This window comes from Streptomyces sp. NPDC042102 (genome assembly GCF_055582305.1).
Genome location: NZ_JBVJDL010000010.1, coordinates 99,326 through 115,725, shown reverse-complemented (window position 1 = coordinate 115,725; position 16,400 = coordinate 99,326). Strand labels below are relative to the sequence as shown.

Below are 16,400 nucleotides of genomic sequence, written 5' to 3'. Positions count from 1 at the left end.
CGGCGGGCGCCGGGGGCGTGCAAGGGGCGCACAGCCCGTGATCGCTTGGCACAGCTCGCATCGAGCTGGGCGCTGCAGGGCCGCGAGGGCCGGGAGACGGTGGGGTTCCCGGACGAAGCGGCCCTTTTTGGCATGCCCAGGCATGCGCTGAAGATCCTTTTTGGTGAAACGCTTCGACCCGTCCGGGGCTTGGGTTTCGGCAGGGACAGGGGTTGTGAGCTGGGGCTCTGGGGGCGTGAATGAGGTTTATCCGATGTTGCTCATGCTTGCGGGGGAATCGAGGAGCTAGGGGTGGTTCGCCGGGGATTCGGTGGGCAATTCTGATCTCGCGACGTCGTCACCACGACCAACGCCGGTCGGCCAACTGGCTTGGTACAACCCCCACTTCGGGTCCCTTGGAGGATTCAGACATGGCAAGCATCCGTACCGCCCGCGTCATCGCAGCCGTCGCCGCTCTCCCCCTCGCCGTCGCCGTCTTCGGCGGGGTGGCCCAGGCCGACAACGGTTCGTTCGCGAACGACGGATCGAATGCGAGCGTCGCCAGCATCATCGGCAGCGGTGTCGGCGGTGACAACAACGGCAACTCCGCCACCACGCAGCAGGTCGCCACGGGCTCCGGCGCGGCCAACCAGAACAACACCGCGCAGGTCAACGGCTCGGCGTTCACGGCCATCGACCAGTCGAACTCCAACATCGCGGTGAACTTCCACCCCTGGTGGTAGTCCCCGGCGAGCATGGAGGGCGCCTGTGCGACCGGACCGGCTGGGGTCCGGTAGCGCAGGCGCCCTCGCGCGTTTCCCGGCGGGGTCGCGGCCTGCGACCTTGACATCCCCAGTGGATCTGACGGAGAGTCAGATCTACTCGATGTTGCGATGCCTGGAGGCCGCGCCGTGCATCTCGCCCCGTCCGAAGGCCAGTTGAGGCTCCGCGCGGAGCTGCGCGACTACTTCCGCACCACCATGCCCGACGGCCCCCCGTCCGGACTTCCCGAGCAGCGCCGGCTGCTGCGCCGCATCGGCGCCGACGGCCTCCTCGGCCTCGGCTGGCCCGTCGAGTACGGCGGCCAGGGCCGCGGCCCCGACGAGCAGTTCGTGTTCTTCGACGAGGCCTACCGGGCAGGCGCCCCCGTCTCCATGGTCACGCTCAACACGGTGGGCCCGACCCTGATGAAGTACGGGACCCCGGAGCAGAAGGAGTACTTCCTCCCCCGGATCCTCGCCGGCGAGCTCGTCTTCGCCATCGGCTACTCCGAACCCGAGGCGGGCACGGATCTCGCCTCCCTGCGCACCAGGGCCGTCCGTGACGGCGCCGGCGCCGCCGCCGACTGGGTCGTGGACGGGCAGAAGATCTTCACCTCGAACGCCCAGAACGCCGACTGGATCTGGCTCGCCTGCCGCACCGACCCCGGCGCTCCCAAGCACAAGGGCATCTCGATCATCCTGGTGCCGACCGACTCCCCCGGTTTCTCGTGGACCCCCATCGAGACCGTCGGCGGGCTCACCACCACGGCCACGTACTACGACGCCGTCCGCGTCCCCGCGGGCAACCTCGTCGGCCCCGAGCACGGCGGATGGGGTCTGATCACCAACCAGCTCAACCACGAGCGCGTGGCCCTCGCCGCCATCGGCATGCAGGCCGAGGACTTCTACGCCGCGGCCCTCGCCCACGCCCGCACCCCCGCCCCGGGCACCGGCGAGCGCCCCGCCGACCGCCCCTGGGTCCAGGCGCGCCTGGCCGAGGCGCACGCCCGGCTGGCCGCCGTACGCCTGCTCAACTGGCGCCTCGTCCAGGACGTCGGGGCCGGCACCCTGGCGCCCGGCGACGCGAGCGGCGTGAAGTTCCTGGGCACCGAGTCCACCGTCGAGGTCTACCGGATGTGCCAGGAGGTCGTCGGCGAGCAGGCCCTCGTCCGCGGCCCCGGCGGCTTCGCCGGCGGCGAGCTCGAACGGATGAACCGGGCCGCCCAGATCAACACCTTCGGCGGCGGGGTCAGCGAGGTCCAGCGCGAGATCGTCGCGATGATGCGGCTCGGTATGAAGGGGAGGAAGCGGTGAGCGAGGACGGCCTCTATCCGCTGCTCAAGGAGTTCGAGGGACGGCCCGCCGCCACCGGGGGCGTCGGCAAGGACCGCGTCGACGCGGCCATGATCCGCCACTGGTGCGAGGCGATGGGCGATGCCCACCCCGCCTACACCGGCCCGGACGCCATCGCACCGCCCACCATGCTCCAGGCCTGGACGATGGGCGGACTCTCCGGCCACACCGACCGCTCCTCCGCGTACGACGAGCTCCTCACCCTCCTCGACGGGGCCGGCTGCACCTCCGTGGTCGCCACCGACTGCGAGCAGGAGTACCTCCGGCCCCTGCGGCCCGGTGACACCGTCACCTTCGACGCCGTCATCGAGTCGGTCTCCCCCCGCAAGACGACCAAGCTCGGCACCGGCCACTTCGTGACCACCCGCATGGACATCCGGGTGGCGGGCGAACTCGCCGGGACCCACCGCTTCCGCATCCTCAAGTACGCCCCGGCCGCCCCCGCCCCGCAACCACCCCGGCAACGGCAACGGCAACGGCAACGGCAACGGCCGCGGCCCTCCCGCCCCCGCCCCGTCGTCAACCGCGACAACCAGGGCTTCTGGGACGGGGTCGCGCGCCGCCGCCTCCTCATCCAGCGCTGCGGCGCCTGCGGCGCCCTCCGCTTCCCCTGGCTACCCGGCTGCAACCACTGCGCGTCCCCCGACTGGGACACCGTCGAGGCGACCGGAGCCGGCACCGTCTTCAGTTACGTCGTCATGCACCACCCGCCCTTCCCGGCCTTCGACCCGCCCTACGTGGTGGCCCTGGTCGAACTCGCCGAGGGCGTCCGCATGATCAGCAACATCACCGGGGTCCCGTACGACAAGGTGCGCATCGGGATGCCCGTCCAGCTGGAGTTCCTGCGCGTCGACGACGACCTCGAACTCCCCGTCTTCCGGGGGAGCGCCGCCTGATGGACTTCCGTCCCACCGAGGAACAGGCGGCGGCCGCCGGCCTCGCCGCCCGGATCTTCCGCGACCTGGCCACCCATGAGCGCCTGGCCGCCGCCGGCACCGGGAGCGACGCCGAGCTGTGGAAGGCGCTGACCGCCGCCGGCCTGACCGCCGCGGTGGCGGACGTCGGGCTGCTCGGCCTGGTCCTGCTGCTGGAGGAACAGGGCCGCACCACCGCCCAGGTGCCCTTCGCCGCCACCTGCGCCTACGGCATCCTTCCCGTCACCGCCCACGGCGGCGCGGAGCTGCGCGACCGGTTGCTGCCCGCCCTCGGCACCGGCGAGGCGGTGGCCACCGGTGCCTTCCCGGCCCGCGGGTACGTCGCCCGGGCCGACGGCGGCCGGCTCAGTGGCACCCTCCCCGTCGTGCCCTGGCTGCGCGATGCCACCCATGTCCTGGTGCCCGACGACGGGCGGGCCCTGTGGCTGGTCAGGACGGACGCGCCGGGGGTCCGGACGCAGCCGGTGGAGACCACCGCCCCGTGGTCGGCGGGCCGGCTGACCCTGGCCGGCGCGGAGGCGGAGCCGCTGGCGGGCCCCGAGGCGTACGAGCCGGTCCTCGCCGCCGCCCGGACGGCCTTCGCCGGTCTCCAGGCGGGCGTCTGCGCCGGCTCCCTCGCCCGCGCCGTCGCCCACACCTCCACCCGCGAGCAGTTCGGCCGGCCCCTCTCCACCCACCAGGGTGTCCAGCTCCGGGCGGCCGACGCGCACATGGACACCGAGGCCATCCGGGTCACCGCGTACGAGGCCGCCTGGCGCATCGACGCGGGCCTGCCGGCGTACGAGCACGCGCTGACCGCCGCCTGGTGGGCCTCGGAGGCCGGCAAGCGCGTGGTCCACGCGGGCCAGCACCTGCACGGCGGCATGGGCGCCGACCTCGACCACCCCGTCCACCGGCACTTCCTGTGGGGCCGCCAGCTGGACGCGTACCTGGGCTGCGGGGCCGAGCTGCTGGCCGAACTGGGCGCCTCACTCGCGAAGGAGACGGCATGAGAACAGGCGACACCCCGCTGCCGCCCGGTGGCACCCCGCCGCCCGGCGGCCTTCCGGCGACCGGCGACACCCTGGCGCCGCTGGAGGTACCGGTCACGCGCACGCTGATCGTCGCGGGCGCCATCGCCTCCCGCGACTACCAGGACGTGCACCACGACGCGGAGCTCGCGCGGGAGAAGGGCTCCCCGGACATCTTCATGAACATCCTGACGACGAACGGCCTGGTCGGCCGGTACGTCACCGATCGCCTGGGGCCGGGCGCGCGGCTGCGCAAGGTCGCGATCCGGCTCGGCGCCCCCAACTACCCCAGCGACACCATGGTGCTCACCGGCACGGTCCTCGCGGTCGAGGGGGACACCGTCGAGATCCGCGTCGTCGGCGCCAACGGCCTCGGCCACCACGTCACCGGCACGGTCACCGCGACCCTCGGCGGCCCCCCTCCGGCCCCCGCGGCCGCCGGAGCCACCGCCGCGGCCACCGTGAGCCGGGAGGCGGCCGCATGAGCGTGCGCAGCCGTGACGGGCTCGGCGGCCGCGCCGCCATCGCCGGCATCGGCGCGACCGAGTTCTCCAAGGACTCCGGGCGCAGCGAGCTGAAGCTCGCCGTCGAGGCCGTGCACGCCGCCCTCGACGACGCCGGGCTGAGCCCCGCCGACGTCGACGGGATGGTCACCTTCACCATGGACACCAGCCCCGAGATCACCGTCGCCCAGGCGGCGGGCATCGGGGAGCTGTCCTTCTTCTCCCGGATCCACTACGGCGGCGGCGCGGCCTGCGCCACCGTCCAGCAGGCCGCCCTCGCCGTCGCCACCGGGGTCGCGGAGGTCGTGGTCTGCTACCGCGCGTTCAACGAGCGCTCCGGCCGCCGCTTCGGTTCCGGCGTCCAGCAGCGCGAGCCCTCGGCGGAGGGCGCGGCGCTGGGCTGGTCGCTGCCCTGGGGCCTGCTGACCCCGGCGTCCTGGGTGGCCATGGCCGCCCAGCGGTACCTGCACGCCTACGGCCTGACCCCCGACGCCTTCGGCCATGTCGCGGTCACCGACCGCCGGCACGCCGCCACCAACCCGGCCGCGTACTTCTACGGCAAGCCCATCACCCTCGCGGACCACGCCGCCTCGCGCTGGATCGTGGAGCCGCTGCGGCTGCTGGACTGCTGCCAGGAGACCGACGGCGGCCAGGCCGTCGTCGTCACGACCACCGAGCGCGCCCGCGACCTGCGGCAGCGGCCCGCGGTCATCGCGGCCGCCGCCCAGGGCGCGGGCCGCCGCCAGGAGGGCATGACCTCCTTCTACCGCGACGACCTGACCGGGCTGCCGGAGATGGACGTGGTCGCGCGCCAGCTGTGGCGGACCTCCGGACTGCGCCCCGCCGACATCGACGTGGGCATCCTCTACGATCACTTCACCCCGTTCGTCCTGATGCAGCTGGAGGAGTTCGGCTTCTGCGGACCGGGTGAGGCGGCGGCCTTCGTGGCCGAGGACCGGCTGCCGCTGAACACCCACGGCGGCCAGCTCGGCGAGGCGTACCTGCACGGCATGAACGGCATCGCCGAAGCGGTGCGCCAGCTGCGCGGCAGCTCGGTCAACCAGCGGGCCGGCGCCACTCACGTCCTGGTCACGGCCGGTACCGGGGTCCCGACCTCCGGCCTGATCCTGGGTGCGGACGGCTAGGGGGCCCGTCCGGCGCGACGAGAGCACCTCCACCTTCAGGTGGTGGGGGAAACCCCCGCACTACAACCTGAGACGGAGGCGGCTTCGGCACCTGGGGGCGATCCCCGGCGCGTCCCGCGCTCCTAGCGTGGGGGTATGACCACGCCTGTGTGCACGTCCGCCTCGGACCCGCTGCTGTATCCGTCGTTCTCGGCGTACGTACGGACCCGCGGCACGGTCCTGATGCGCACCGCACGCTCGCTGACCGCCGACCCGTGCGACGCCGAGGACCTGCTGCAGACCGCCCTGACCAAGACGTACGTCGCCTGGGACCGGATACAGGACCAGCGGGCCCTCGACGGTTACGTGCGCCGAGCCCTGGTCAACACGCGGACCTCGCAGTGGCGCAAGCGCAAGGTGGACGAGTTCGCGTGCGACGAGCTGCCCGAGGTCGCGAACCCCCCGGTGACCGACCCCGCCGAGGCGCAGGCACTGCGCGACGCGATGTGGCGGGCGGTGGCCCGGCTGCCCGAACGGCAGCGGGCGATGGTGGTCCTGCGCTACTACGAGGACATGAGCGAGGCGCAGACCGCCGAGCTGCTCGGTGTCTCGGTGGGCACCGTCAAGAGCGCCGTCTCCCGCGCCCTGGGCAAACTCCGCGAGGATCCGGAGCTCGCCCTCACCGGCTGATCCCCTCCACGCCGCGGTGTTTCACGTGAAACACCGGCCGCTCCGGGTAGTGACAGACCAGGCGGTACGTGCGCAGAATCGGCTTCGAACCGAAGCCGCCGCAGCGCCGCAGCGCCCCCGGGAGGACGCTTTGCTGAGCACCATTCAGGATGTCCCGCTCCTCGTCACCCGCATCCTTCATCACGGGATGACGATCCACGGAAAGTCCCAGGTCACGACCTGGACGGGGGAGGCCGAGCCGCACCGCCGGAGCTTCGCCGAGGTCGGCGCCCGCACCACCCAGCTCGCCAACGCGCTGCGCGACGAGCTCGGGGTCCAGCAGGACGACCGGGTCGGCACCCTGATGTGGAACAACGCCGAGCACGTCGAGGCGTACTTCGCGATCCCCTCGATGGGCGCGGTCCTGCACACGCTCAACCTGCGGCTCCCTCCCGAGCAGCTGGTCTTCATCGTCAACCACGCGGCCGACCGGGTCGTCCTGGTCAACGGCACGCTGCTGCCCCTGCTGGTCCCGCTGCTGCCGCACCTGCCGACCGTCGAGCACGTCGTCGTCTCCGGCATCGGCGACCGCTCGGGCCTCGAAGCCCTCGCCCAGGAGCGCGGCTTCCGCGTCCATGACTACGAGGAGCTGATCGCGGGCCGCCCCACCTCGTACGACTGGCCCGAGCTGGACGAGCGCCAGGCCGCGGCCATGTGCTACACCTCCGGTACCACCGGTGACCCCAAGGGCGTCGTCTTCTCCCACCGCTCGATCTACCTGCACTCCATGCAGGTCAACATGACCGAGTCGATGGGCCTGACCGACCGCGACACCACCCTGGTGGTGGTCCCGCAGTTCCACGTCAACGCCTGGGGTCTGCCGCACGCCACCTTCATGACCGGTATCAACATGCTGATGCCGGACCGCTTCCTGCAGCCCGCCCCGCTCGCCGAGATGATCGAGCGCGAGAAGCCCTCGCACGCGGCGGCCGTCCCCACCATCTGGCAGGGCCTGCTCGCCGAGGTCACGACCAGCCCGCGCGACCTGTCCTCCATGAAGCAGGTCACCATCGGCGGCTCGGCCTGCCCGCCCTCACTGATGGAGGCCTACGACAAGCTCGGCGTCCGGCTGTGCCACGCCTGGGGCATGACCGAGACCTCGCCGCTGGGCACCATGGCCCACCCGCCCGCCGGTCTGACCCCCGAGGAGGAGTGGCCCTACCGCGTCACCCAGGGCCGCTTCCCGGCCGGGGTCGAGGCGCGGCTGATCGGCCCCGGCGGCGACCTGCTGCCGTGGGACGGGCAGTCGGCGGGCGAGCTGGAGGTCCGCGGCAACTGGATCGCGGCCGCCTACTACAACGGGCCCACCGGCGAACCGCTGCGCCCCGAGGACAAGTTCAGCGCGGACGGCTGGCTCAGGACCGGCGACGTCGGAACGATCAGCGCGGACGGGTTCCTGACCCTGACCGACCGGACCAAGGACGTCATCAAGTCCGGCGGCGAATGGATCTCCAGCATCGAGCTGGAGAACGCGCTGATGGCGCACCCCGACATCGCCGAGGCCGCGGTCATCGCCGTCCCCGACGACAAGTGGGGCGAGCGCCCGCTGGCCACCGTCGTCCTCAAGGACGGGGCCGGCGCGGACTACACGGAGCTGCGCGCGTTCCTCGCCCGGTCCATCGCCAAGTGGCAGCTGCCCGAGCGCTGGACGATCGTCGACGCGGTGCCGAAGACGAGCGTCGGCAAGTTCGACAAGAAGGTCATCAGGCGCCAGTACGCGGACGGCGAGCTCCAGGTCACCCTGCTCGACTGAGGTGCCCGGGCGCCCCGGTCCGGCTAGCCGCGCCGGGCCGCCCGGTCCGGCTGGCCGCGCGTGAGCCAGGGCCGCAGCACTCTGCTGACCGCGGGCATCGCCACATAGGTCATCAGCGTGCTGAAGACGACCGCGAAGGCCGCGGTCCGCAGGACGACGTGCCAGTCCATCAGGAACGGCCCGAGCAGCGCGTTCCCCGCGAGCGAGATCGGGAAGATGGCCAGCCCCGAGCTGATCGCCATCTTCCACCGCGGGGGCGCGGGCCGGGTCGTTCCGGGCTTCGCGAACCACGTCTCCATGCCGTGCAGTTCGCGCCGGGCTGTCTCGGTGTGGTGGTGGCCCTCGCAGTTCGCGAACCACCGCTCCCGCTCGGGCGAGGCCTGCCAGGCCTCGAAGGCCGCATGGTCACGGAAGCGGTGGACGAGGAACCAGGGCGCGCCCTCGGCCGCCGGACGGAACAGCCCGTACCCCAGGTGGTCCGGGAAGGTCGCGGCGGTCTCGAGGATCCCCCGCGCCCACGTCTCGAACGCCTCCTCGTAGCCCGGCTCGACCTGCCGGGCGATGAGGAGGGTCACCTCCCCGTCGTCGGCGGGGACGCTGTGTTCGGTGGTTCCGGTGGTGAGGGCCATCCGTACAGAGTCGCTAATTGGTGCCGATCTTCGCCAGCAGGTCCACGATGCGGCCCTGCACCTCGGCGGTCGTGGACCGCTCGGCGAGGAACAGCACGCTCTCGCCGGAGCCGAGCCGGGGCAGCTCGGCCGGGTCGATGCCGGCGGTCGTGTAGACGACCAGCGGGGTGCGGTTCAGCTGCCCGTTGGCGCGCAGCCAGTCCACGATCCCGGCCCGCCGCCGGCGTACCTGCATCAGGTCCATGACCACCAGGTTGGGCCGCATCCGGCTCGCCAGCTCCACGGCGTCCGTGTCCGCGCCCGCCCGCGCGACCTGCATGCCGCGCCGTTCCAGGGCGGCGGTCAGCGCGGTGGCGATCTCGTCCTTCTCCTCGATCAGCAGCACCCGCGAGGGGTGCTGCTCGCTGTCGCGCGGAGCGAGCGCCTTGAGGAGGACGGCCGGGTCGGCGCCGTACGCCGCCTCGCGCGTCGCGTGGCCGAGGCCCGCCGTCACCAGGACCGGCACCTCGGCGGCCACGGCCGCCTGCCGCAGCGACTGCAGGGCCGTGCGGGTGATCGGCCCGGTCAGCGGGTCGACGAACAGCGCGGCGGGGAACGCGGCGATCTGCGCGTCCACCTCCTCGCGGGAGTGCACGATCACCGGGCGGTAGCCGCGCTCGCTGAGCGCCTGCTGGGTCTGTACGTCGGGCGCCGGCCACACCAGCAGGCGGCGCGGGTTGTCCAGCGGCTCCGGCGGGAGTTCGTCGTCCACGGGCTGCGGCGCGGGGCGGTTGACCACCTCGACGGCGCCACCGGGACCGTCCAGCGGCTCCGGTCCCTCGGCGGCGCCCGCCTCGGGGGCCCCTATGGCGAAGGCGCGGCCCTGGGGCGCGGGCTCGGCGAGCCGGCGCCGACGGCCCGAGCCGGTTCCGGCACCCGCTCCGGTGTCGGTGCCGGTGCCGGGCGCCGTCATGGCGGAGGTGTCGATGCCCTGGCCGAGGGTGCGCACGCTGATCGGCTGCGCGGTGTTGTCCTGCGGCTGCCGGGCGCCGGGCAGCGCGACCGGCTCGGCCGCCTCCTGCTCGGGCGCGGTCCGGGCGGCGGGCACGGGCCACGCCGGGGTCGCGGGCAGGGCGCGGCGGCGGCCGGTGGGGCCGTCCTGCGCGGGCACCGTGGGCTCCGGGGTCTCGGGGGTCTCGGGCGCGGGTTCCGCGGCGGCGGGCGCGCCGAGGGCCCGGCGGCCGCGGCGTCCGGCGGTCTCCGCGACGGCGGCGTCGCCCACGGGTGCGGGGCCGGCGGTGGCGGCGGCCATGGCGGGGCCGCCCGTGCCGGGCGCGGCGTCCGGACCCGGTACGGGCCGGGCGGGGCCGGGCTGCGGAGCCCCGGACGGCAGGGGCAGCGCCGTGGCCGGGGGCACGGGGGCCGTGGGAGCGGCCGGTGCGGGCGGTACGGCCGGGCGGGCGCCGTTCGGCCCCGGCACGGGACCGAGGCCCGTCGCCGGTACGGGGCCACCGGTCTGCGGCGGCGACGGCCGGCCCGGGACCTCCTGCGCCGGCGCCAGCGCCCGGCGGCGCCCGGCCGGCGATTCGGCGGCCGGCACCGGCGGCACCGCGGACGCGGGAGCGACGGGAGACGCGGGAGCGAGGGGAGGCGCGGGAGGTACGGGCGCGCCAGGGGGCACCGGCGCGGCCGGGGCCGCGCCCGTGGGCAGGGACGGCGGTACGGGCGGCAGCGCCGGCATGCCCTGCGGCGGGACCGGACGCCCGGCGGCGCCCTCGGGGGCCCCGTCGCCGTCGCGGCCGCGGCGCCGTCCGGTTCCCAGACCCGCCGGGTGCACCGGCGCCTGCGCCAGCTCGGGCGCGGCCGTGCCGGCCCGCCGCCGCCCGGACGGCAGTGCCAGCGCACCACCGGCACCCGCGGCGGCGTCGGCACCGGCCGGCGTACCGCCGGCAGCACCGGCGCCGGCGGCCGCCTCGTCCTCCAGGAACGCGTCGACACCGCGCCGGGCGCGCCGGCCGCCGGGCCGCGCCGCGCCCTCACCCTTGCCCTGCTCGTCCGCCGTGCCGCCGGCCCCCTTCGGTGCCTCCGGCTCCGGCTCCGGCTCGGGCTCGGGTTCCGGGTCGGGCAGTGTCACCGTGCCGGCGCCCGCGCCGAGCGGCAGCTCCAGGACGTACGCCCCGCCGGGCGCGCCAGGCACCTCGACCGTCTGGAGCACACCGCCGTGCGCGGTCACGATGCCCCGCACGATCGGCTCGTGCACCGGGTTACCGCCGTCGTAGGGGCCGCGCACCTCGATGCGCACGACATCGCCGCGCTGGGCGGCCGCCACCACGATCGTGGAGTCCATGTACCCGCTGCCCTGCGGGGTCTTGCCGGTGGCGTCGACACCGGCGACGTCCGCGATCAGATGGGCGAGCGCGGTCGCGATCCGCTCCGCGTCCACCTCGGCCTCGATCGTCGGCGCGTGCACCGCGAACTGCGCCCGGCCCGGCCCGATCAGCTCGACCGCACCGTCGACACCGGCGGTCACGACGCCGTTGATCAGTACCTTCTTCTTGGCGAGCTTCTCGCTGCCGGCGTCCAGCCGCTGGAAGCCCAGCACGTTGTCGACGAGGGTCGTCATCCGCGAGTAGCCGGCGGCCAGGTGGTGCAGCAGCTGGTTGGCCTCGGGCCACAGCTGGCCGGCGTCGTCGGCGGCCAGCGTCGCCAGCTCGCCGCGCAGCTCCTCCAGCGGCCCGCGCAGGGCGTCGCCGAGCACCGCGAGCAGCTGGGCGTGCCGGGCGGCCAGGGCGTCGTACGGGCGGCGGTCGGTGAAGGTCATGACCGCGCCGACGAGCTGGTCGCCGTCGCGCACCGGCGAGGTCGTCATGTCGACGGAGACGGGCCGGCCGGCCTTGTTCCACAGCACCTGGCCGCGTACGCGGTGCTTGCGGCCGCTGCGCAGGGTGTCGGCGAGCGGGGACTCCTCGAAGGGGAAGGGGGAGCCGTCGGCACGGGAGTGCTGGATGAGGCCGTGCAGCTCGCGGTTGCCGAGGTCGGTGGCGCGGTAGCCGAGGATCTGGGCGGCGGCCGGGTTGACGAGGACGACGCGGCCCTCGGTGTCGGTGCCGACGACGCCTTCGGCGGCGGCGCGCAGGATCATCTCGGTCTGCCGCTGGGAGCGGGCGAGCTCGGCCTCGGTGTCCACGGTGTCGGACAGGTCGCGCACCACGAGCATGAGCAACTCGTCGCCGGTGTAGCCGGGCTGGGGCTCGCGGTAGGCGTCGCGCCCGTCGAGGTTGGCGCTCGTCACCTCGACGGGGAACTCGCTGCCGTCCGTACGGCGCGCGATCATCCGCGTCGGCTTGGTCCGGCCCTCGTCGTCCTCACCGGGCCGCCGCATGGAGCCGGGGATGAGCTTGGAGTCGAACTGCGGCAGGAGGTCCAGCACGCCCCGCCCGACCAGTCCCGTGCCCGGGCTCTCCATCGCGGCCAGGGCGATGGAATTGGCGTTCACCACCGTGCCGTTGGCGTTGACGAGCAGGAGCGCATCGGGAAGCGCGTCGAGTATTGCTGCGAGGCGAGCAGCGCCTCGGGATGGCCTGCTGCTCACGACGAGCTTCCTCCCTGACCACGACTACCGGCATGTCACGGGAGGAGTCTAAGGGCACCGGCCCGGCGGGGGACGGCGGATGCACGGCTCATCCACGGCATATTCCTCATCCTCCCAGGTCAGCGGGACCGACCCGGAAGCAGAGGTTCCAACTCATTCCATCGCCTGATCTCACAGCCATTGCGCCGCCGAAAGGTCGTGTCCACCTCGCGGCCCTGCCAGGTTCCCCGGACGCGGGCGGTGGCCGGCCCGCCGTCCGTCATCGTGCACATCTCGTCGCGGGGAGCGGGCGCGAAGGGGTCCTTCCCGTCCCGGGCGAGCTCGGCCAGCCGGGCGCAGGCGCGGTCCGCCTTGGGGTGGGTGCCGTCGGCGGGGTCGCAGGCCAGCCAGTACTCGCCGTCCGTGTGCGGATTGCCGGTGTGGGCCACGGTGAGGGTGAGGCGGTCGGGCGGGGCCAGCAGCCGGCCGAGCGGGAGCGGGGGCAGGGGGCCGGCGGCCGCGGCGGCCAGGGCGGAGGTGACGGCGAGGGCGGCGAGACGCATCAAGATCACTCCAGGTCGTCCGTACGTCGTACGCCGTGCCCAACGACGCGCCCGCCCGGACGTTCCTCGCCGTAAGCCTTTGCTCTGCGGGTGCCGCTCCTTGTACCGTGAGAGCGGATTGGTGACCGGCCCCGCGCCTGTGTCATCATCTGCACGCACCCTCGTACGCGAGGGCGCGCTGGAGGCGTCGCCTAGTCCGGTCTATGGCGCCGCACTGCTAATGCGGTTTGGGCTTTACCGTCCATCGAGGGTTCAAATCCCTCCGCCTCCGCACCTTGCCGAAGCCCCGGTCCGTATGGACCGGGGCTTCGTCGTGTGCTGCGCGCTTTCCCGACGGCGGTGCGCCAGGTCACATCCGCCCAGACCGCTCGGAGAGGGGGGTCCGGAGGGGTGTTTCCGCAGGTCAGGCGGCGTGTGGCTAATGGATTTCGCGTCCCGGCGAGGTCCATGTATTGTTGTTCTCGCAAGGCCAACGGGGCGAAAAACCCCGGGAAGCCCAAGCACTCGTAGCTTAACGGATAGAGCATCTGACTACGGATCAGAAGGTTGCAGGTTCGAATCCTGCCGAGTGCACAGCCTGAGAGGCCCCCCGGTTCACCGGGGGGCCTCTTTCGTTTGGTCCCTTGAGGAGGTCCGGGGGGCTGGATAGGGTTTGAAGATCGTTCGATCTTCAAAGGGGGATGTCATGGGGCTGTTCGGAAACGCGCACACCGTCGACCCGGTGCAGGCGCAGCAGGACTACGCGCGGCTGATGGGGCAGGGCGAGCAGGTGCACGCGGCCTTCCAGCTGGTGCGGGACACCATCCTGTTCACCGACCGGCGGCTGCTGCTCGTCGACAAGCAGGGCATCACCGGGAAGAAGACGGAGTACCACTCCATTCCGTACCGGAGCATCACGCACTTCGCCGTGGAGACCGCCGGCACCTTCGACCTCGACGCCGAGCTGAAGATCTGGATCTCGGGCAGCCAGATGCCGGTCCAGAAGACCTTCACCAAGGGCGTGGACATCTACCAGGTGCAGGCGATCCTGACGCAGTTCGTCGCCCGCTAGGCGCGAGGCCCGCGCCGGCCGGCACCCGGCCGGCGCGGGCATCACCGCACGCGCGGGAGGCCCGTCACCGACATCACCAGGGAGTACAGGGATGTCGTGGCGGTCAGGAAGAGGCGGTTGTTGCGCGGGCCGCCGAACGCGATGTTCGACACGGGCTCCGGTACCCGGATCCGGCCGATCAGGGTGCCGTCGGCCGCGTAGCAGCGCACGCCGTCCTCCATCGCCGCCGCCCACAGCCGGCCCGTGTCGTCGAAGCGGATGTTGTCCACCTGCGGGCAGTCGGCGAAGACCCGGTCGTCGGTGAGGGTGCCGTCGTCGCGGACGGTGAAGGCCCGGATGTGGCCGGCCCGTGTGTCGGCGGCGTAGAGCTCGCGCTCGTCGGGGGAGAAGACCACGCCGTTCGGGCCGAGGAAGCCGTCCGCGACCAGCCGGACCTCGCCGGTCGCCGGGTCCGCCCGGTAGAGGTTGCAGGCGCCGATCTCGCTCTCCGCGCGGTGGCCCTCGTAGTCGCTCGTGATGCCGAAGTCCGGGTCGGAGAACCACACCGAGCCGTCCGAGCGGACGACCGCGTCGTTCGGGCTGTTGAGCCGCCTGCCCTTCCAGCGGTCGGCGAGAACCGTCACCGTCCCGTCCGGTTCGGTGCGTGTCACCCGGCGGTTGCCCTGCTCGCAGCTGATCAGGCGGCCCTGCCGGTCCAGGGTGTTGCCGTTGACGAATCCCGCCGGGGAGCGGAGGACGCCGACCGTGCCGGTCGCCTCGTCCCAGCGCAGCAGGCGGTCGTTGGGTATGTCGCTGAAGACCAGCTGGCGCCAGGCGGGCAGGTACAGCGGCCCCTCGGCCCAGCGGCAGTCGTCGTAGAGCCGCTCCAGGCGGCTGTCGCCGTTGGCGCAGCGGCCGGTCCGGAACCGCTCGTCCAGGATCTCGTACAGGTTCGGGTCCGCGACGGGGGACACCATTCTCCCTTGTTAGGTGTGTGCCGAATTCTGTTCGGGTCGCTGGTGACATTGCAGGATGCGGTACGGTCTTCGCAAGGGGTTGGGGAGAAGCTGGGGTAAGGAGAGCGCGTGGACGACATCGACCGGGCCCTCGTCCTGCGTCTGCAGCAGGACGCCGGTCAGTCCTACGCCGTGCTGGGCGCGGCCGTCGGTCTGTCGGCGGGAGCCGCGCACGAGCGCGTACGCAAGCTGCGCGAGCGCGGGGTGATCCGGCGTACGACCGTCGACGTGGACCCGGCGGCGGTCGGGAGCGGGGTGCTCGCGTACGTGATGGTGGACTCCACCGCCTGGATGGGCGACTCCCGCGCGGCCTTCGAGGAGATCCCCGAGATCCAGGAGGCGCACGTGATCGCGGGCAGTGCCTCCGTGCTGGTCAAGGTGCGTACGGCCACCACGGCGCAGTTGCAGGACGTACTGCGCCGCCTGTACGCCATCGACGGGGTCAGCGGCACCCAGGCGACCGTCGTGCTCGACACCTTCTTCGAGCGACCGCTCCCGCTGTGACCTGGCGGTGCACCGGACTGCGGTGGACCGGAGACGGGCCGGCCATCGGCTGGTACGGCCCGCTGGGCCAGGAGACCGCCAGCCGACTGACGTACGGGGCCCCGCTGCTGTTCACGGTGGACGGCGGTGCGCGCCGCTGCCTCGGCGTGTGGCGGGCCGGGAAGCGGACCCCGTGCCCCACGGCGGGCACCGTGCCGGGCCGCGCGGGCAGCGCCCAGTGCCCCGAGTGCGCCCGCCTCGACCGGTCCTTCTCGGTGGCGGCCGACACCAACGCCGGTGATCCGCGCCCTTACCGGGTCTATCTGGCCTGGTTCGGTCCGGGGATGGTCAAGGTGGGGATCACCGCCGAGGAGCGCGGGTCCGCGCGGCTGCTGGAGCAGGGCGCGGTGACCTGGACCTGGCTGGGCCGCGGGCCCCTGATGGCGGCCCGGCGTACCGAGGAGCTGCTGCGGGCCGCCCTCGGGGTGCCGGACCGCATCGCGTACGCGCGCAAGCGTGCGGTACGGGCGCAGTTGCCGCCGGGCCCCGAGCGGGCCCGGGAGGTCGCCGAGCTGCACGCGCGGGCGGCGGCGCTGCCCGGCTGGCCGGAGTCGCTGGGGCGACTGGCGTGCGAGGTCGCCGACCACGCCGCGGTGTTCTGGCCCGATGGGCTGCCCGACCCGGCCCGGGTGGTCACCGAGCTGGTGCCCGGCGGGACGGTCGCGGGCCGGCTCGCCGCGGTCGCCGGGCCGGACCTGCACTTCGCCGACGGGCTCGTGCTGGACACCCGGCTGCTGGCCGGCTGGGGGCTGGGCGTCGCGGCCGCGGCCGCCGTCACCGACGTGCCGCTGGCCGGGACCGGCCCGGGGCTGCCCCCGGTGGAGCAGGGCGGACTGTTCTGAGCGGACTGTTCTGAGCTGGCACGCCGGAGAGGGGCGTTCCGGCGGGCAAGGTCAAAACTTGGATCCCTTTGGGCTTCCGG

Annotated in this window: 16 protein-coding genes and 2 tRNA genes; 13 read left to right on the top strand and 5 right to left on the bottom strand. The window is 73.4% G+C overall.

The window, feature by feature from the left end; all coding sequences use genetic code 11:
• The first annotated feature begins 410 nt into the window (after positions 1 to 410).
• The 7 genes from ACZ6KO_RS29305 (at position 411) to ACZ6KO_RS29275 (ending at position 6,355) form a co-directional block, all read left to right on the top strand.
• Positions 411 to 722, top strand: coding sequence for a hypothetical protein (locus ACZ6KO_RS29305; RefSeq protein ID WP_469307015.1), 312 nt, complete (start codon positions 411 to 413; stop codon positions 720 to 722).
• A gap of 168 nt (positions 723 to 890) precedes the next feature.
• Positions 891 to 2,054: an acyl-CoA dehydrogenase family protein gene (locus ACZ6KO_RS29300; RefSeq protein WP_469307014.1), complete on the top strand. Its 1,164-nt coding sequence runs from the start codon at positions 891 to 893 to the stop codon at positions 2,052 to 2,054.
• Complete coding sequence (locus tag ACZ6KO_RS29295) at positions 2,051 to 2,989, top strand: bifunctional MaoC family dehydratase N-terminal/OB-fold nucleic acid binding domain-containing protein (RefSeq protein WP_469307013.1); 939 nt, start codon at positions 2,051 to 2,053, stop codon at positions 2,987 to 2,989. The genes ACZ6KO_RS29300 and ACZ6KO_RS29295 overlap by 4 nt, the downstream gene beginning before the upstream one ends.
• Positions 2,989 to 4,020, top strand: a complete 1,032-nt coding sequence (locus ACZ6KO_RS29290; protein ID WP_469307012.1) for an acyl-CoA dehydrogenase family protein — start codon at positions 2,989 to 2,991, stop codon at positions 4,018 to 4,020. Before ACZ6KO_RS29295 ends, ACZ6KO_RS29290 begins: the two co-directional genes overlap by 1 nt.
• A complete protein-coding gene (locus ACZ6KO_RS29285; protein WP_469307011.1) occupies positions 4,017 to 4,523 on the top strand; it encodes a MaoC family dehydratase in 507 nt (168 codons plus the stop codon). Before ACZ6KO_RS29290 ends, ACZ6KO_RS29285 begins: the two co-directional genes overlap by 4 nt.
• Complete coding sequence (locus ACZ6KO_RS29280; RefSeq protein ID WP_469307010.1) at positions 4,520 to 5,686, top strand: lipid-transfer protein; 1,167 nt, start codon at positions 4,520 to 4,522, stop codon at positions 5,684 to 5,686. Before ACZ6KO_RS29285 ends, ACZ6KO_RS29280 begins: the two co-directional genes overlap by 4 nt.
• Before the next feature lie 135 nt (positions 5,687 to 5,821).
• The gene (locus ACZ6KO_RS29275) at positions 5,822 to 6,355 is read left to right on the top strand and encodes a SigE family RNA polymerase sigma factor (RefSeq protein WP_469307009.1); all 534 of its coding nucleotides are present in this window, start codon (positions 5,822 to 5,824) and stop codon (positions 6,353 to 6,355) included.
• On the opposite strand, the gene ACZ6KO_RS29270 is transcribed toward ACZ6KO_RS29275, so the two are convergent.
• Positions 6,345 to 6,539: a hypothetical protein gene (locus ACZ6KO_RS29270; RefSeq protein ID WP_469307074.1), complete on the bottom strand. Its 195-nt coding sequence runs from the start codon at positions 6,537 to 6,539 to the stop codon at positions 6,345 to 6,347. The two genes, ACZ6KO_RS29275 and ACZ6KO_RS29270, sit on opposite strands and share 11 nt — an antisense overlap.
• On the opposite strand from ACZ6KO_RS29270, the gene ACZ6KO_RS29265 reads away from it, so the two are divergent.
• Positions 6,486 to 8,147: a long-chain fatty acid--CoA ligase gene (locus ACZ6KO_RS29265; RefSeq protein WP_469307008.1), complete on the top strand. Its 1,662-nt coding sequence runs from the start codon at positions 6,486 to 6,488 to the stop codon at positions 8,145 to 8,147. The genes ACZ6KO_RS29270 and ACZ6KO_RS29265 overlap by 54 nt on opposite strands.
• Positions 8,148 to 8,170: 23 nt before the next feature.
• On the opposite strand, the gene ACZ6KO_RS29260 is transcribed toward ACZ6KO_RS29265, so the two are convergent.
• The 3 genes from ACZ6KO_RS29260 to ACZ6KO_RS29250 all read right to left on the bottom strand — a co-directional run bounded on the left by ACZ6KO_RS29260 (position 8,171) and on the right by ACZ6KO_RS29250 (position 12,889).
• Positions 8,171 to 8,776: an antibiotic biosynthesis monooxygenase gene (locus tag ACZ6KO_RS29260; protein ID WP_469307007.1), complete on the bottom strand. Its 606-nt coding sequence runs from the start codon at positions 8,774 to 8,776 to the stop codon at positions 8,171 to 8,173.
• A gap of 13 nt (positions 8,777 to 8,789) precedes the next feature.
• Positions 8,790 to 12,347, bottom strand: coding sequence for a response regulator (locus ACZ6KO_RS29255; RefSeq protein WP_469307006.1), 3,558 nt, complete (start codon positions 12,345 to 12,347; stop codon positions 8,790 to 8,792).
• A gap of 119 nt (positions 12,348 to 12,466) precedes the next feature.
• The gene (locus ACZ6KO_RS29250) at positions 12,467 to 12,889 is read right to left on the bottom strand and encodes an SSI family serine proteinase inhibitor (protein ID WP_469307005.1); all 423 of its coding nucleotides are present in this window, start codon (positions 12,887 to 12,889) and stop codon (positions 12,467 to 12,469) included.
• A 180-nt stretch (positions 12,890 to 13,069) separates the two neighbouring features.
• Between ACZ6KO_RS29250 and ACZ6KO_RS29245 the strand changes: the two genes are divergently transcribed.
• From ACZ6KO_RS29245 to ACZ6KO_RS29235, 3 genes are all read left to right on the top strand, one after another.
• Positions 13,070 to 13,160 (top strand) — tRNA-Ser (locus ACZ6KO_RS29245).
• A 229-nt stretch (positions 13,161 to 13,389) separates the two neighbouring features.
• Positions 13,390 to 13,462, top strand: a tRNA-Arg gene (locus tag ACZ6KO_RS29240).
• A 112-nt stretch (positions 13,463 to 13,574) separates the two neighbouring features.
• On the top strand, positions 13,575 to 13,940 hold the full coding sequence (locus ACZ6KO_RS29235) for a PH domain-containing protein (RefSeq protein WP_401444530.1): 366 nt from the start codon (positions 13,575 to 13,577) through the stop codon (positions 13,938 to 13,940).
• Positions 13,941 to 13,981: 41 nt separating this feature from the next.
• Here the strand turns inward: ACZ6KO_RS29235 and ACZ6KO_RS29230 are convergent, their stop codons facing one another.
• Positions 13,982 to 14,896: an SMP-30/gluconolactonase/LRE family protein gene (locus ACZ6KO_RS29230; RefSeq protein WP_469307004.1), complete on the bottom strand. Its 915-nt coding sequence runs from the start codon at positions 14,894 to 14,896 to the stop codon at positions 13,982 to 13,984.
• Positions 14,897 to 15,004: 108 nt separating this feature from the next.
• Between ACZ6KO_RS29230 and ACZ6KO_RS29225 the strand changes: the two genes are divergently transcribed.
• Positions 15,005 to 15,439 carry an Lrp/AsnC family transcriptional regulator gene (locus tag ACZ6KO_RS29225; RefSeq protein ID WP_469307003.1) on the top strand — a complete coding sequence of 145 codons (435 nt, stop codon included), beginning with the start codon at positions 15,005 to 15,007 and terminating at the stop codon, positions 15,437 to 15,439.
• Positions 15,436 to 16,320 (top strand): DUF2797 domain-containing protein, encoded by an 885-nt coding sequence (locus ACZ6KO_RS29220; RefSeq protein WP_469307002.1) that lies wholly within the window; start codon positions 15,436 to 15,438, stop codon positions 16,318 to 16,320. The genes ACZ6KO_RS29225 and ACZ6KO_RS29220 overlap by 4 nt, the downstream gene beginning before the upstream one ends.
• Positions 16,321 to 16,400 lie beyond the last annotated feature (80 nt).